The 17,266-nt window shown below is 60.9% G+C and carries 8 protein-coding genes; 2 read left to right on the top strand and 6 right to left on the bottom strand.

Annotated elements, in window-relative coordinates:
* Window positions 1-53 precede the first annotated feature (53 nt).
* The 4 genes from TU79_RS18290 to TU79_RS18275 form a co-directional block, all read right to left on the bottom strand.
* Complete coding sequence (locus tag TU79_RS18290) at window positions 54-515, bottom strand: LEA/WHy family protein (RefSeq protein WP_057009304.1); 462 nt, start codon at window positions 513-515, stop codon at window positions 54-56.
* Between the two features lie 12 nt (window positions 516-527).
* Window positions 528-1,955 carry a nucleobase:cation symporter-2 family protein gene (locus TU79_RS18285; protein WP_057009303.1) on the bottom strand — a complete coding sequence of 476 codons (1,428 nt, stop codon included), beginning with the start codon at window positions 1,953-1,955 and terminating at the stop codon, window positions 528-530.
* A gap of 74 nt (window positions 1,956-2,029) precedes the next feature.
* Window positions 2,030-3,163, bottom strand: a complete 1,134-nt coding sequence (locus TU79_RS18280) for a Gfo/Idh/MocA family protein (RefSeq protein WP_057009302.1) — start codon at window positions 3,161-3,163, stop codon at window positions 2,030-2,032.
* A 93-nt stretch (window positions 3,164-3,256) separates the two neighbouring features.
* A complete protein-coding gene (locus tag TU79_RS18275; RefSeq protein WP_057009301.1) occupies window positions 3,257-3,616 on the bottom strand; it encodes a hypothetical protein in 360 nt (119 codons plus the stop codon).
* Between the two features lie 323 nt (window positions 3,617-3,939).
* Between TU79_RS18275 and TU79_RS18270 the strand changes: the two genes are divergently transcribed.
* Window positions 3,940-4,980, top strand: a complete 1,041-nt coding sequence (locus TU79_RS18270) for a WD40/YVTN/BNR-like repeat-containing protein (protein WP_231986834.1) — start codon at window positions 3,940-3,942, stop codon at window positions 4,978-4,980.
* Window positions 4,981-4,995: 15 nt separating this feature from the next.
* Window positions 4,996-7,371: an efflux RND transporter permease subunit gene (locus TU79_RS18265; RefSeq protein WP_057009299.1), complete on the top strand. Its 2,376-nt coding sequence runs from the start codon at window positions 4,996-4,998 to the stop codon at window positions 7,369-7,371.
* A gap of 60 nt (window positions 7,372-7,431) precedes the next feature.
* Here TU79_RS18265 and TU79_RS18260 read toward each other — a convergent pair whose 3' ends face one another.
* Both TU79_RS18260 and TU79_RS18255 read right to left on the bottom strand, forming a co-directional pair.
* The gene (locus TU79_RS18260; RefSeq protein ID WP_057009298.1) at window positions 7,432-12,228 is read right to left on the bottom strand and encodes a dermonecrotic toxin domain-containing protein; all 4,797 of its coding nucleotides are present in this window, start codon (window positions 12,226-12,228) and stop codon (window positions 7,432-7,434) included.
* Window positions 12,229-12,308: 80 nt separating this feature from the next.
* A complete protein-coding gene (locus tag TU79_RS18255; RefSeq protein WP_057009297.1) occupies window positions 12,309-17,189 on the bottom strand; it encodes a hypothetical protein in 4,881 nt (1,626 codons plus the stop codon).
* Window positions 17,190-17,266: the final 77 nt, after the last annotated feature.

Genomic DNA, 17,266 nt, shown 5'->3' with positions numbered 1-17,266 from the left:
CGATTACTTCAGGAGCGGGCGGGCTTGCCACAGGGGCAGGATCATTTTCCTGTCTACCAGGTCGCTGTATTCGGCAGATTCAGCGTGCCACGGTCCACAAAGCGCAGGGTGCCGAACAACCCCCCCGCCAGTTTGCCGCGCAGCACGTACGGCAGGTTGTTCAGGCTTTGGGTCTGGCTCAGGCCCAGGGTCTGACGTAACACGGAAAACGCCGAAACGCTGACCGGAACCGTCACAATCTTCTCGGAAAAACGTGGGATGTTGCCGACCTGATCACTCACCCCGGACGCCAGTGGCCGCCCGTTGACCTCCAGGTCCAGCGCCACGCCGTTGTAGTCAATTGCCGTTTCGTTGGGGTTCTGCACCCGCAGTTTCACCGCGAAGCGCACTTCCAGGTCCTGGCTTTGCAGTGGCTCGATGCCCACCACGGTGATGTTGACCGGATCGCGATGGGGAAACAGCGCGCAGGCGCTCAAGGTCAACAGCAGTAACGATAGAACCATGAGCTTGCGCATGTGAATCTGCTCCTATTTCGTGACGTCCGGGTCCTGCATCACCTTGAGGGTGGAAGACTCCGGATCGAATTCATCATCTTCCAGCGCTATGAACGTTTCGGGCAGGAAGATGTTCAGCAGGATTGCACAAAACGCGCCCACGGTGATCGGTGATTCGAAGATGTCGTGCAATGCCTTGGGCAGGTCGCGCAGCACTTCGGGCACGGCGGATACACCCAGTCCCATGCCAAGGGAAATCGCCACGATCAGCACATTGCGCCGATGCAGGCCGGCTTCGGCAAGGATCTTGATGCCGGCCACCGCCACGGTACCGAACATGATCAGGGTGGCGCCGCCCAGCACCGGCTTGGGCATCAATTGCAGCACCGCGCCGATCATCGGGAACAGCCCCAGCAGCACCAGCAAGCCGGCGATAAAGTACGCCACGTAGCGGCTGGCCACGCCGGTCAGCTGAATCACTCCGTTGTTCTGCGCGAACGTGACCATTGGCAGGCTGTTGAACGTGGCGGCCATGGCCGAGTTGAGCCCGTCGGCCAGCAGGCCGGACTTGATCCGCTTGATGTACAGCGGGCCCTTGACCGGTTGCTGGGAAATCATCGAGTTGGCTGTCAGATCGCCCGCCGCTTCCAGCGGCGAAATCAGGAAAATCACCGCCACCGGCACAAACGCCACCCAGTCAAACGAGAAACCATATTTGAACGGCACCGGCACGCTGATCAACGGCACCTGGGGCAGGGCGGCCATGTCGACACGGCCCAGCCACCAGGCGACGACGAAGCCCAGGGTCAGGCCGATGACTATCGAGCCCAGGCGCAAAAATGCATTGTTGAAGCGGTTGAGTACCACGATGGTCAGCAGCACCAGCGCGGCCAGCCCCATATTGCCAGCTGCGCCCAGATCACTGGCGCCAAAGCCGCCGGCCATGTCGGTGACCGCCACCTTGATCAGCGACAGCCCCATCAGAGTAATGATGGTGCCCGTCACCACCGGTGTGATCAGCTTGCGCAGCTTGCCGATGAACTGACTGAGCGCCACTTCGATAAACGCCGCGAAAAAGCACACGCCAAAAATCGTCGAGAGCATTTCATCCGTGCCGCCACCTCGGGCCTTGACCATGAAACCGGCGCTGAGAATCACGCTGATAAACGAAAAACTGGTGCCCTGCAGGCACAACAACCCCGAGCCGATAGGGCCGAAGGTGCGCGCCTGCACGAAGGTGCCCAGCCCCGAGACGAACAGCGCCATGCTCACCAGGTACGGCACTTCGCTTTCCAGGCCCAGCACGCCGCCGACGATCAGGGTCGGCGTGATGATGCCGACGAAGCTCGCCAGCACATGCTGCAACGCGGCAAACACCGCCGCGGTGAAGTGCGGACGGTCTTCGAGGCCGTAGATCAGCTCGGATTTATAGCGCGGACGGGGGGCTTGAGCGTCAGACAAAATGCGGGCTCGGGTCGGAAAAGGGAGGTGCAGGATGCCAGAAAGTCCTCATCGTCTGAAGCGTAAAAAGATATTTAAGCCCCCGCTTCGCCGTTTACCTCGCTGATCCTGACCCAACGTTCCTCGCGGGCCGCCGTGCGTATCGCTGTCGCCAGCCGCTCCACTTCCCACGCGTCGTCAAAATCGCTGCCATCCGCGCCCTGGCCGGCCATCGCCATGATCAGCTCCTGCACTTCCAGGGTCTTCAATTCGTTGTAGCCCAATTGATGCCCCGCCGCCGGGCTGAACGCGGCGTAGCCTGGCAGATCGGGACCGGCCAGCATCCGTTGAAAGCCCTTTTGGCCGGTGCGATATACGCGCAGTTCATTCAAGCGTTCCTGATCGAACGCCAGAGTGCCTTCGGTGCCGCTGATTTCAACACTCAGGTGGTTTTTATAACCGTGCTTGAGCCAACTGCTACTGACCGTACCGCGCGCACCGTTGGCGAAGCGCAGCAGCGCATGCGTCTGGTCATCCACCGCAATGGCCTGCAGCGTTTCGCTGCCTTTGACCACCGGGCGTTGGCCGTGCACGGTCTGGGTATCGGCACACACGCTGACCACCTCACCGACCAGGTAGCGCGCCATCGACAACACATGGCTGCCCAGGTCCGCGAGGGCGCCACCGGCGTGTTCCACCTCGCAGCGCCACGACCAGGGCGAGGCCGGGTCGGCCATGAAGTCTTCGCTGAACTCGCCCTGAAAGCTGATGATACGGCCCAGCTCGCCATTGGCGATCATCTGCCGCGCCAGCCCGATCATCGGGTTGTGCTGATAGGTGTAGCCGACCCGCGTGATCACACCTGCCGCACGCGCAGCCTGGCGCATTGCGTCGGCCTGCTCGAGGTTGACGGCCAGGGGCTTTTCGCAATACACCGCCTTGCCCGCCGCTATCGCGGCCATGGCCATGGGGTAGTGCAAGTGGTTGGGCGTGGTGATGGCCACGACGTCGACCCTGGGGTCGTTGATCAACGCCTGCCAGTCGCCCTGGGCCTGGGCAAACCCCCAGGCTTTGGCGCAGCGCTCGGCGCGTTCACCGTCGGCATCGGCCAGGACGACCAGTTTGAGCTGCAACGGCAGGTCGAACACGGCCCGGGCATTGTTGAACGCCAGCGCGTGGGCGCGTCCCATAAAGCCCGTGCCGATCAAGCCGATTCCGAGTTCACGCATCACCATCCTCCTTCGAATTTTTATTTTATGGTGCGCTATTAATGGAATAAAAATTCAAAAAGCTCAACAGACAGAAAAAAATAGCGTTCCCTGTTACCACTTGATAAACGGGCGCTCAACTTTTGTGCGGCTCCAACCGTTTCTGTACATGCAGTCCTTGACCAGCGTTTCCCTGTTCGCGCGATTTTCGTCGGTGTACTTATAGTGTGTGTCAGTTTGCGTGGTTTTCTTTTTGCAGCCGTGCTCACCGGCAGCGCAGGACTCGCTGGTGGAGCTGATCGATGCCCTCACATTGCTGGGCGGCAGCCGCTGCAATGCCTCGGCCTCACAGGCGGTCTGCTGGTGTTTACGTTGCTCGCGGGTGGCGTCTGCCTTGACCCAGACCCGGTCATAGGATGTGCAGGCGCTTAAAAGCATAAAAGAAGTGATCAATAACGGCAGGGGCATGCGCATGGCGAATTCATCGTTGGCGGAGGGTGAGCGGCCATTCTGTTTGTCTGGAGAAAGGGCATACAGTAGGCCGCTTCCGCATCTGCCCACTGAAATTTCCGACGTTTTGTGCATCACCCCCACTAATGGCCTGCTATTCAGCCACTGCCCGAAGCCTTTAAGTTAACAAAAGATAACGCAGCGCCGATTGTCAGGCGATTCCAAAGCCCGCTAGGATGGCCCGTGCTTGCTTCAGGCGCTCTAGATTGCAGGTTTCAGCGCCCAGGAAGACGAGACCACCTGACAAAAAATAATAATGGGGAGAAAGGTCTATGAGTGAGCCTGTCATGGCTTGGGTTGTTTGCCGCCCACGCGCCGCACGCAGGGTTGCGATGCTGGCTACAGCGCTCTCGCTGCTTGGCGCTGTCGCGTTGTCGACCGCCGTCCAGGCTGCTGGCGATACCACCGCGCCCGCGGTGTCCGCGATTGAATCCCCCAGGGCCGCCAAGGGCCTGATGATCGATGTGGTGCACGCCGGCAAGCGTCTGGTGGCAGTCGGTGATCGCGGGCATATTCTCTATTCCGATGATCAGGGCAGCGTCTGGATTCAAGCCAAAGTGCCCACCCGCCAATTGCTCACGGCGGTGTTTTTTATCGATGACAAGCACGGTTGGGCGGTCGGTCACGATGCGCAAATCCTCGCCAGCAGCGACGGTGGCGCCAGCTGGGTCCGGCAATTTCAGGACCTCAAGCGCGAAGCCCCCTTGCTCGACATCTGGTTCAACGATGCCCGCCACGGGCTGGCCGTGGGCGCCTACGGGGCGCTGATCGAAACCACCGACGGCGGCAATACATGGAATGACGTCAGTGATCGCCTCGACAACGAAGACCAGTTCCACCTCAACGCGATTGCCGCCATCAAGGACGCCGGCCTGTTCATCGTCGGCGAGCAGGGCAGCATGTTCCGCTCCAGCGATAACGGCCAGACCTGGGAAAAACTCGAAGGCCCGTACGAAGGCTCGCTGTTCGGCGTGATCGGCACGGCGCAAGCGCAGACCCTGTTGGCCTATGGGCTGCGCGGCAACCTGTACCGCTCCGGCGATTTCGGCAGTACCTGGGAGCAGGTCGAACTGAACGCGGCGCGCGGCGCGCTGGAGTTCGGGTTGTCCGGGGCCACCTTGCTGGAAGATGGCTCCATCGTCGTTGTCGGTAACGGTGGCAGCGTGGTGGTCAGCCATGACGACGGGCTGACCTTCAGCGTGTTCAATCGCCCGGACCGTATCTCGCTCTCGGCTGTCACGGCGGCGGGCAATGGCAACTTGATTCTGGTCGGGCAGGGCGGTGTGCGGGTTGCCACGCCGGCCGGCGCCGAACCGACAAAACAATAATAAGGGCGGGACAGCATGAGCAGTCATCACAACGATAAAGCGACCTTCCTTGAACGCCTGATCTTCAACAACCGCCCGGCAGTCATCGTGATCTGCCTGCTGGTGAGCATTTTCCTGTTCTGGCAGGCGACCCTGATTCGCCCGTCCACCAGCTTTGAAAAAATGATCCCGCTCAAGCACCCCTTCATCGAAAAGATGATGGAACACCGCAATGACCTGGCCAACCTCGGCAACACGGTGCGCATCTCGGTGGAGGCCAAAGATGGCGACATCTTCACCCAGGACTACATGGAAACCCTGCGCCAGATCAACGACGAAGTGTTCTACATTTCCGGTGTTGATCGCTCGGGCCTCAAGTCGCTGTGGAGCCCCAGCGTGCGCTGGACCGAAGTTACCGAAGAGGGCTTTGCCGGCGGTGAAGTGATTCCGCAGAGCTACAACGGCTCGCCGGCCAGCCTCGATCAGCTGCGCAATAACGTGCTCAAGTCCGGCCAGGTCGGGCGTCTGGTGGCGAACGACTTCAAGTCGAGCATCGTCGATATCCCATTGCTGGAGTCTTACCCGGACCCACAGGATCAGGGCAAGTTGCTGGCCCTGGACTATCGCAAGTTCTCCCATGAACTCGAAGACAAGATCCGCGACAAGTTCGAAGCGCAGAACCCCAACGTCAAGATCCACATCGTGGGCTTTGCCAAGAAGGTCGGCGACCTGATCGACGGCCTGGTGATGGTGGTGCTGTTCTTCGGCATCGCGTTCGTCATTACGCTGGTCCTGCTGTTGTGGTTCACCAACTGCCTGCGCAGCACCATCGCGGTATTGAGTACCACCCTGGTGGCGGTGGTGTGGCAACTGGGCCTGATGCACTTTTTCGGCTTCGGGCTCGACCCGTATTCGATGCTGGTGCCGTTCCTGATCTTCGCCATCGGTATTTCCCACGGCGTACAGAAAATCAACGGCATCGCCCTGCAGTCCAGCGAGGCCGACAACGCGCTGACTGCCGCGCGGCGTACCTTCCGCCAACTGTTCCTGCCGGGCATGATCGCGATCCTCGCCGATGCGGTGGGCTTCATTACCTTGCTGATCATCGACATCGGCGTGATCCGTGAACTGGCCATCGGCGCCTCCATCGGCGTGGCGGTGATCGTGTTCACCAACCTGATCCTGCTGCCCGTGGCGATTTCCTACGTAGGCATCAGCAAGCGCGCCGTCGCCAAAAGCAAAAAAGACGCGAACCGCGAACACCCGTTCTGGCGCCTGCTGTCCAAATTTGCCAGCGCCAGGGTCGCACCGGTCTCGATTCTGCTGGCGCTGGTCGCCTTTGGCGGCGGCCTCTGGTACAGCCAGAACCTCAAGATCGGCGATCTGGACCAGGGCGCACCGGAGCTGCGCCCGGACTCGCGCTACAACAAGGACAACAACTTCATCATCAGCAACTACTCCACCAGCTCCGACGTGCTGGTAGTGATGGTCAAAACCAAGGCCGAAGGCTGTTCGCGCTACGAAGCCATGGCGCCTATCGATCAGTTGATGTGGAAGATGCAGAACACCGACGGCGTGCAGTCGGCGATCTCGCTGGTGACCGTGTCCAAACAGATGATCAAGGGCATGAACGAGGGCAACCTCAAGTGGGAAACCCTGTCGCGCAACCCCGACGTGCTGAACAACTCCATCGCCCGCGCTGATGGCCTGTACAACAACAATTGCTCGCTGGCGCCGGTGCTGGTGTTCCTCAACGACCACAAGGCCGAGACCCTCGACCGTGCGGTGCATGCGGTGCAGGACTTCGCCAAAGAAAACAACAGAGACGGCCTGGAATTCATCCTCGCCGCCGGTAACGCCGGGATCGAAGCCGCCACCAACGAGGTCATCAAGGAGTCGGAACTGACCATTCTGATTCTGGTGTATTTGTGCGTCGCGACCATGTGCATGATCACGTTCCGCTCCTGGGCCGCAACCCTGTGCATCGTGCTGCCGCTGGTGCTGACCTCGGTGCTGGGCAACGCGCTGATGGCGTTCATGGGCATCGGCGTCAAGGTCGCGACCCTGCCGGTGGTGGCGCTGGGTGTGGGGATCGGCGTGGACTACGGCATTTACATCTACAGCCGTCTGGAAAGCTTTCTGCGCGCCGGTCTGCCGCTGCAGGAGGCCTATTACCAGACCCTGAAGTCCACGGGTAAAGCCGTGCTGTTCACCGGCCTGTGCCTGGCGATCGGCGTGTGCACCTGGATCTTCTCGGCGATCAAGTTCCAGGCCGACATGGGCCTGATGCTCACCTTCATGTTGCTCTGGAACATGTTCGGCGCGCTGTGGCTGTTGCCGGCGCTGGCGCGGTTCCTGATCAAACCCGAGAAGCTGGCGGGCAAGAAGGGCAATTCGTTGTTCGCTCACTGAGGTTCAACGGCGCACAAAAAACAACTGCGGGAGGGAGCACACCCCCTCCCGCAGGCCTGTTCACGCTGAATAAAAGAACAATTTCCTTGCCATCTCCTGCGAGATTCTGCTGCGCCAGATGCGCACCACGGCCTGGTTGTTTCCGGCTTGTTGCAGCTGTGCCTTGAGCCCCACGTATCGCTGGTCCGCACGTTTCAAGTGTGCGGCCACATAGACCAGGTCAGCGTCGGTTTTTTTCGCATAGTGAAAGTGTGCGTACCACAGCACCTTATTGGTGGCCTTGTCACGGATCGCATATTCGGTGAGAAAGTCCTGAGCACTGGTCGTTTCCCGCGCCTTGGTCAACTGAATATCGAGCTCACCGTCGCGCCACAGCGTAAACACCTTATCGGGCGTCGGTGCCTGGCGTTTATAACCCTCGTCACGGTAGCGTTGCGCGGCGTTGCGCAAGTGCAGGGCTTCGGCGCCAAAGCGTTTGAGGGCGGCAGTGACCGGTTCGGTAACCGGTCTCACGTACTCCAGCTCAGTGATGATGGTACCCAGCTCATCCGCCAGTTGCTCCAGCAGCGTGAACCATTCCTGCGGGTTTTTCTCTTCGCGTAATACCGGATCATTCAACTGGCGCACTTCACGCTCAATCAAACGTTCTCTGTTCAGGCGCTCCTGTATGAGGCGGTTACCGGCCTTGATGGCCGCGCTGGCCGGGCGTGCGGCGGGCGGCTTTGCAGCGGGCGGTGCCTTGACCATTTCAACGTAGATGTTTTCCCTGGGATGTTCATGAAACGTGCTGCTGATGGCCCCGGTTTGAGGGTCGTGAAGGTCGATGATCGCGTCGCCCGAGGTACTCGTTTGCGGGCGCATGTCACCGACCAGCGTGCCGTACCTGCGTGTCTTGAACACGCGTTTGCTGGCGGGTTTGTTCTGAAGTGGCAGCGTCTTGGGCACCGGCACTTGGGTGCCTTCGAGGGCGTGGATGGCCGTGGCCAGATCCTGTTCAGCAATGGCGCGCGCTTCGGCCAGACACGCCAGAAATGTCTCCGGGTAGGGTTGGCGCAATGTGCTTGAGCCCAGTTCATGCAACGAGCGCATGGCGAAGGCCTGGCCTTCGTAGCGCTGGATGACGTTTTCGTAGACTGAAATTTCTTCCTGCAGGGTGAAGCCTCGCATGATGCGCATCTGCAGATGGGCGATCAACACCGAATAAAAAGGCGTGCCGTTGAGGTGTTGCAGCAGCAATGCCTCACTCTGGTCAGGCGCCGGGCCACTGCGGTCGAGGGCCAACTCCACTTCGGTGCTCAATAGCTTGATTTTGTAGTTGGCGGCGTAGAACAGCTCTGAGGTAATGACTTCGCGGTGCAGCGTGTCGCTTCGCGCGCTGCCTGCCGGTGAGAGCCGCGCCATTTCGTCCCATAGCGTTTCTATGCGCTGCGTACATTCGATCAGCGCCTGGCTGTACGCTTCTTCGCGTTTCTTTTGCGCGATAAATGTTTCGTAAACGCTGGTTTGATCGCGTGACAACGCGTCCATGGCGCGTGACGTGAGCGCATCCAGATGCTCACCTTGAGCGGTGATCGTTACGTCCTTGAGGCGCTCGTGCAACAGGTCGCGCACTGAAAAGTGTACCTGGGACAAGGTATTCATCACGCCAAGTTGTTGCTCTTCATACAGTGGCGCGGAGTTCACCGCGCGAATTTCGTTAAAGCTGTCGAGCAGCGTGCGTTGCAAGGGCAGTAATGTGTTGATGTTGCGCTGCATGACAGCCAGCGCCACGTCAAAAGCGACTTGGGCTGCACGGGCTTTTTCCTGCCAGAAGTGGTGCAACTGCACATCCGACGTCCTCGGAGCGGCAGACGTTTGCATCCGCTCCCATGCCGTTATCAGCTGTGCCCGGCTCGACGTGAATTCGGCGCGGGTTTGCTGGACCTTGTTGAGCGCCTGCCCGTGAGTGGCAAGAAGTTGATCCACGGCTGTGCCAATCTCTGCCTTGCGGGCCAGCAGCGGCGCCGTCCTGTTCTCGAGTGCCTGTCGGTAGTCGGCAATCCGCTTCTTCGGTCCGCCGCCCTCCAGCTTGAGACCGCGATCCAGGGTCCAGTGCCCCTTTGCGTCGCTGCGTAACTTGATTCCCGGATGATCAGGTTTTTGCGGGTGAATGATGAAGACTTCACCGAAGCCCGGCACGATATTCACCCGGAACAGCAGGCCTGCGACCGAGGCATGCCATTTGCCCGCGATCTTGAACAGCCCTTTGAAAGCACCGGTCTCCACTGGCGTAAGCGGTGCTTTTGGCCAATCGATGCGCACGGACTTGAGCTGTTCGAGCAGGCGCGCCACAGCAGCATCCCGCGCCAATGACTTGTCGAAGTCGACCCGTGCGCCACCGCCGCCGGGGGGCTCGGAGGGCAGCGCAATCGGGCCGTTGTCCAGCGGGGGCAACGTCGCTAACGGTTGGCTTGAAGTTCGACGCACCGGGTCAAGCGCCAGCCGGGAGCACGAGGGGCCGCCAGTCGCGTCGGAATAGGGCGCACCGTGCAACAGCACCAAAGCGATGTTCAGCAGCACATCGACCATAGCCCGCTCACGCGCCCCGTCATCCGGCCCCAGCAGTTCCGGAATATCCTGCGCCAGGCTGGCGGTCAGCGACACCATCCAGCCCACCAGCATCAGCGGCGGGCTCAGCGGTAGCGCCAGCAGGGTATTGAACAGCAGCCAACCACCTTCCAGCACAATGGCCCAGCGGCTTTCGGCGTTGGACACCGTCTGGCGGTCGGCCAGTTCGACCAGCGTGCGCGCGTTGCGGCCAAACAGGTCCCGCATCAGTTGGCCGCCATGCAGCGACTGCACCAGTTCGTCATCGCTGGCCTGCGTGGCCAGAGTCGCAGGCTTGGGGATGTCGGGCAGGCCGAACGGGTCCAGGGGCGAAAAATGCACAATGTGCGGCTCGCGAAAGCCACCGTGGGCATAGATCGGTCGAGCGCTGTCCGGCAGCCATGCCAGGACGCTGTCCTGAATTTCACCGGGTGCGGCAATGGCCGCCAGCAGCGCCGCGTGGTCCGCATATTGGTGCAACGACTGCGCGTACAGTGGCCGGTAGAGCAGGTGTGGACCGCGGCGGCTATCGGCGCGTTCGATGACGAACATGTTCTGCACCTCGTCCGGTTCGGCGTCGGCTTTTCTGCGCAGTGCCAGTGGCCTGATCACAATGCTGTCTTCGCCGACTATTTGCTCCACCGGCGCGGCTTGCACCAGCGCCACAATGAATTGATAGCCCAGCGTGGTAAAACCGCGCTCGCCTTTGATGGCCAGTTCCAGCGCATCGAGCGCGAGCATTACCGTCAGCTCGTTACCGAATAGCCGTTGGCGCTCGCTGGCGTCGGCGCTGCTGCTCAGTAACCTGTCCTTGAGCAATTGCGGGTAGGTTTTGCCGATGTCCACACGGCTGACCAGATCCAGCAGGTACTCGGGCGTCGTCCAGTGCTGTATCAGTTGACCGCCGATATGCCCGATGCTCATTCGGCCCTTTGGCTTGGCGCTCAGATTCCGCAAGGCCAGGTCGGTCAGGCTCATCGTTTGCGTTTCGATATAGCCGCTGCCCAGGTCGCCTGCTGTCACATGAAAGGTCAGTTCCAGCTCATCGGGTTGATAGCCTGGCGCCCGGGGCTGGTCCAGCAGCATTTGCCGGTGCAGTTGGTTGGCGGCGAACGTGCGCAGGGATTCGATACCGTGGGACCAGGATTTGCCTGCACTGGCCTGACGCACCCTGGCCAGCTCCAGGCTGTGCTTGCGATAGGCCAGTTGCGCGGCGGGTGGGGCATTGCGCAGCCAGACCGGCAACGCTGATCGCACGCGTTGCAGCACAGCCGGATCGGCGCGTGGCGCGTTCTGAAACCAGCTGGCGGGGTCGGTGACTTGTGCAAACAGCGCCTCAAGCTCAGCTCGGCGCATGCGCGCCGGCAGTTCGATTGCCGCCAGGTCGTCCAGTTGTTGATTGAGCACCAGCGAGGCTTGTAAATCAAAGACATTGCCGGAGGGCTCATAGCGTTTGAGCTTGATGTCGTCCACGTCGAATTGCAGCCTCAGTTCGCGTTGCCAGGCCTGAACGAAATCCTCCATCGACGCGTATTGCTCGATCAAGCCCGACAACCGGCAATGCAGCACCTGTTGATCCTGTGTCACCAGCAGGTCGGGTGACAACAATGTGGACGACACCTCACCCTTGGTGAGCTTCGACTCGAGGACATACACGCGCGACCGACTGACCGCGATGAGCCCCGTGCGGTCAGGATGGTCTACCCGCTCGGTCAGGATGTTGGCTGTCGCCGGGGCCAGTGCGCCTTGGCTGATCGCGGCCACGCGCAACGTGTCCGCACACCGATCACCCAGCCATTGCCAGCGGCTGTTGTCGGCCGAACCGGTGGCATTCCAGTAGGCGGTCAGCGCTTCCTGAAAAACGATGGGCACAAGGCCGGGCAGCTCGCGAATCACGTCGTTGAGCGTCGACATGCTCGGCCATGTCGCGGCAGGTGAGTCGCCCACGTTGGCGTAGGTAACCTTGCGCTTGCTGGCGTCGACCAGATGTGCAACGCGCCCATCGATGCCGGTGTTCAGATCGGGCGCTTTGCCGCCGGCCAGGTAATCCAGCACCTCGTCGACCAGAAGCGTGACGTCATAGCCGCCCGGTTTGTTCGGGAGCGCGATATACAGCGCGTCGGTCGGTGTATTGAGAGGCGCCGTTTTTTCGATGATCAGTTGTTCAAGCAACTGCGTGGTGACCGAGCGCAAGGTCGGTCGCGTCAGAAACTGCGCGTGTATCGCCTGGCGCAGTGGCTGCACGGTGGTGGGGCAATCGGGGGGAGTCATGGGGGGTCCTTTACAGGGGCAAATGTGCCCCCGTAAAGGTAAGGCGCCGGGTCGCGTCAGTGCGGTAGCCCGTTACGCTTTCAGCCTGAGATGGGTGGCGCTATGGCCAGGAACAGTTGGTCCTGGGGCGGCCTGATCAGCACGTAGAGGATCTTCCCCAAGGGTTCGGCACCGGCTCCCTGCTGAGCGTGCAGGTGGATTTGCACATGCTGTTTGAGCAGGTCCCTTTGCGTGAATTTACGTTGCTCCGGCAGTTTCAAATGAGCTCGGGTGTAAGCCGCAGGCGCAGCGTCGGCGGTCGCGTAATGAAAGTGCGCGTACCACAACACCACTGGGGGCTTTCGGGTTTTGTCATACACCGCGTATTCGGTAAAAAAATCACCGCGCAAGGTAGGACGCTGCGGGTCCGCCGGGCTGACCAGATTGATATCGATCTCTTTATGGCGCCATAAATATTCGATGCCTTGCAGGCTTGGCCATTGTTGTTTGTATCCTGCACTGGTGACACTTTGCGCCAGACGGTTCATGTCGCGCGCATTGGCCCGCAAGTCATCGATCAGGTCCTGCGCCGCAGCATGGGTGGCATGTTCGCGGGCGACCTCGTCGGCAATGTCGTTGAGCTTTGCAGCTTGCCCGCTGAGCAGTTCATCCCAGTCCGCCGGGTTCACGTCCTGTCGAGTCAGCGGCGATTGCAGTTTGTCGCGCTGGCTGTTGACGACCCGCTCGATGCCCTCGCGTTGCCTGATCAATGCTTGACCCTGGCTCTTGAGCGTGGCCAGTGACCTCGCTGCAGGGGCCGGCTCCGGGTTTGCCGCCGGTTTCTCGCCACTGTGCACCCAGCCGCCCGCTTGCTCGTCATAGGTTGCAATGGCGGCGCCGGTTAACGTATCGGTGATGACGATGCTCGAGGTGCCGGTAGTGCTCTGCGCGGGTTTGAGATCGCCGATGAAGTAACGCTGTTTATTGGTCTTGAACACCCGTTTTGTCGCTGTCTTGGGGCGCAGGTTTTCAGCTGGCGGATGCTGGCACTCCATGGCTTCATGGCGGCATACCACCGCCTCGAGATCGTTCTCGGCGAGTTCACGAGCAGTGCGCAGTTCTTGCTCAAAGCGTTCTGACGAGGGATGCAGGCGATCAGGACTGATGGTCTTGAATACATTGAGCGAATTTTTGTAGCGGTTATACACAGCCAGCACCGTTTCGTAGACTCGGCGCTGGTCCTCAAGGGGATAGTCGGCGCTACTGCGTACCTCAATATGCGATTGCACTGCCTGGGGGATTTCCGCGCTGGCCAACTGTGTCATATACAGCTCCTCCTGCGGTGAGCTGAAATGGCCAGGGTCCGGCGGTTCAATCGCAATCCATGACAGCGTGATCATGGCTTCGAGCTTGAGATTTTCGGGGGAAAGATGCTGGGGATGGTTGACCTCTGCCAGCAGCGATTCGCGTGCCCGGCGCCTGTCCACGGAAAACCGCTCCAGCTGATCGAGGGTGGTCTCCATCGCCCCGGCCACTTTTGCCATAGCCTGCTTGATGTCGGCCAGCTCGATGGCCATGGCGACAAACTCGTTGTACGCCGTCGGGTCGCCCTGACGCTTTTCGCGGTACATGCGTTCGATCAAATCCGAGAGGGGCTCGCCACGGGGAGTCGAACTCAGGGTTCCGAGCCGGTATCGGTGAAACATTAGAATCCCGTACTGTTTAAGCCAGATCGAGCGCAGAGCCGTTGTCACGTCCTGCAGAAGCGCGCGCGCGGCCGCCAGTTTTTGCAGCCCGTCGCCCACCTGGACCCATTCCAATTGCATGGGCTGCAGGGCATCCACCCGTTCCTGCAGAGTCTCCAGCAATATCAAAAACTGTGTGCGCAGCCTTGAGTAGCCTTCGATCTCGAGCTGAAGTCGTGCTTGCAACGCGGGCCTCTGAGTCGTATCGACGCTGTTCAGAAGCTTCCACACCAGTCCCAATTTCTCGGATTGTCTGGCCATGTCGCTGCGGGCGGCACTCATCCGTTCAAAGGATGCATTGACCTCGCGTTGCGCCAGTGTGTTTTGCTCTTGAAGCGAATGCATGCGTACAGAAAGATCCTGCAGCGCATTGCGGTTTGTCTCGCGCAACGCGGCCAGTCGCTTGGGGCCGCCGCCGAGCAGCTTCAAGCCACGGTCGAGCGTCCAATGGCCCTTGCCGTCGGTTGCCAGCTTGATGCCGGGGTGTGTGGGTTTGTCGGGGGGGACGATGAACACTTCGCCGAATCCCGCAACGATGTTTACCCGCAGGAACAGCCCGCCAATCGTTGCATGCCAGGCGCCGTCGATGTTGTACAACCCCTTGAACGCGCCGATCTCGACGGGCGCGGGCAACGGATCGGGCCAGGCCACTTTAAAGGCCAGCAGTTTTTGCAGCATCCGTGCCGAGGCACTGTCGCCGGCCAGTGAGTGGTCAAAATCGAGCAGGGTGCGGCCGCCACCTGGCGGTTCGGCGGGAAGGCCGACCGCCCCGCGCCTGATTGTGGGCGGTGCGGTTATTGCCGGACCTGGCGTTCGCCGCAGGGGCAGCCGGGCGAGCGCCAGGTGGTCCATAAGGGGGGGATCTGGCACCGGTGATGCCGTGGCCTGATGCACCAGCACCATGGCCGTGTTAAGCAGTAAATCGATCTGCGCCAGTTCGCGGGCAGTCGGGTCGTCGCTGACCAGGGCTGGCAGGTCCTGGGCCAGGCTCTGCACCAGTTGCACGAACCAGCCGACCACCGCCGCAGGGCCACGCGCCAGCATCAGCAAGGTATCGAAGCCCAACTGCGCGCCCTCGAGGATCAGCGCCCAACGGCTTTCGGCATTGGAGTTCGACTCGCGATCAGCCTGCGCCAGTAACTGGCGCACCTCGCTGGTAAAAAGATATTCCATCAATTGGCCGTTGCTCAGCGACTGCGCAAGCTCGTCGTTGCACTGATCATCAGGGCCGGCCAGCGTTGCCGGTTTCGGCACGGCGGGCAGTGGATCGAATTCCGAACCGATACCGCCGATCCGCACGTAATGGGGCTCATTGAAACCGCCGTTGCTGTAAATGGGCCTGGCGCGGTCGTCCAGCCACGCCAGCACGCTGTCCTGCAGATCGCCTGGTTCGGCGATGGCCGCGAGCAGCTGCGCGCGGCGGGTGAATTGCAGCAATGACTGCCGATAAGCCGGGCGATACAGCAGGTGCGGCCCGACTTGTCCGTTAAGCGGCTCAATGATGAACATATGGTGCACTACATCCGCCAGGGCACCGGGTTTGCGCTGGAAAGCCAACGGGCGCATGACGATTTCGACGTTATCAACGTAACGTTCGGCGTGGCTGGAAGCGACCACGGCCGCCACATAATCGGCTCCCGTTGCCGTGAGGCCCGCTTCACGTCTGATCGCATGCTCCAACGCCTGGCTTTTCAACCGTAGCGGGCGCTGGGCAATGAACAGGCGCTTTCGTTGCCGCGCATCAGCACTGTCAGCGAGCAATTGCTCGCGCATATAGTTCGGGTAGTTCAGGCCGATATCCACTCGCTGAACCAGCTGCTTTACATAGTCTGGCGTCAACCACGCTTCAATGGCTTGCCCATCGCTATCACGCAATGTCATGGAACCTTTGGGTGAGCCCGACAGGTTTTTCAGGGCCAGGTCGACCAGATTCATGTGCACCGGCTCGATATAACCACCGCTGAGCGTGCCGACCGGCACGGCAAAGGTCAGCTCCAGCTTGTCGGCGTGGTATTTCGGGTCGTCCGTGTCGCACGTGCGTTCACCCGTCAGCCACGCGTTGCGCGCCAGGCACATCTGGTTGTCCAAATGGCGGCAGGCATAAGTGCGAATATCGTCCAGCCCGTCCAGCCAGGTTTTTCCATCATCCAGCCGCCTGGCGCTGGCTTGTTCGAGCAGGCAGCGGCGATAGGCGAAGCGTAAGTCGGGTGAGGCCTGCTCAAGCCAGTCGGGTAGGGCGGCTTCGATTCTGAGCAGGGTTTGGCGCGGCACGGCAGGCGCCGGGTTCAGCTGTGCGGCCGGGTCGGTGATTGATTCGAACAGTGTGTGCAAGTGGTCCGGCGTGGTCGCGGTGGTCAGGTCTACGGCGGCGAGATCATCCAGTTGGGCATTGAGCACCAGCGCAGCCTGCACTTCAAAAATATTGCCGTCGGGCTCGTAGAGTTGCCACGTGATGCTGTCGGCGATGAACTGTTGCGCCATGCGCTGGCCCCAGGCTTCGCCAAACGCGTCGAGGCTGCTGTAGGCTTCGATGCGTCCCGACAGACTGCACAGCCACACCTGCTTGTCATCGACCAGGAGAATATCGCTCGATTGTCGCGTGACTCGGGTTTGGCCCTGCACCAGCCGGGTTTCCACACTGTACGCATGCAGCGACCGTTCTGGCCCGGAGCGCCGGCTGCGGGTTTCGCGCGCGGGGTAATCGGCCAGGCGCGTGACGCATTGCAATGCTTGCCCATCGCCACCCAGCTGGCGGATCGCCTCTGCGCGCAACTGGCCCTGCAACAGACCGGCAAACCATTGCCAGCGGCTGCCGCCAGCGTCGCTGGGTGCGTTCCAGTACGCCACCAGTGCGTCCTGAAAGGCCACGCTCACCCACAACGGCAGTTCGCGGATAACCGCTTCGACCACGTCCAGGTCGTAGCTGTGCGTCCCGTCAGCCTCGAAGGTCAGGCGCGTACCGGAGGCGTCGCTTAAATAAACGTCAAGACCACCGTGGCGCGTCAAATCGGGCAAGCTGCGCGCTGCGATGTACTCAAGCGCCGCATCCACCAGCGGCTTCAAGTCGCGTCCGCCGCCACTGCGGGGCAGCGCCAGGCGCAGTTGAGCGATGGGGTGCGTCAACGGCGGGTATTTTTCCCTGAGCGTGTCGGCGAGCATCTGCGCCACCACTGCGCGCAGGGTCGGGCGCATGCAGAACTGAGCCTGAACAGCGAGTTTCACTAAGTTGTCGGTCACGGGTAAGCCTTACGAAGGAGAAGGGGACCCGTGTACGTTACGGTTCGAGACTCCGCGCAGGCGTTAACCGGCTACCG

The organism is Pseudomonas trivialis, assembly GCF_001439805.1.
GTDB lineage: Bacteria > Pseudomonadota > Gammaproteobacteria > Pseudomonadales > Pseudomonadaceae > Aquipseudomonas > Aquipseudomonas trivialis.
The sequence above is the reverse complement of the archived record's forward strand: the minus strand, read 5'-3'. Positions and strand labels throughout refer to the sequence as shown.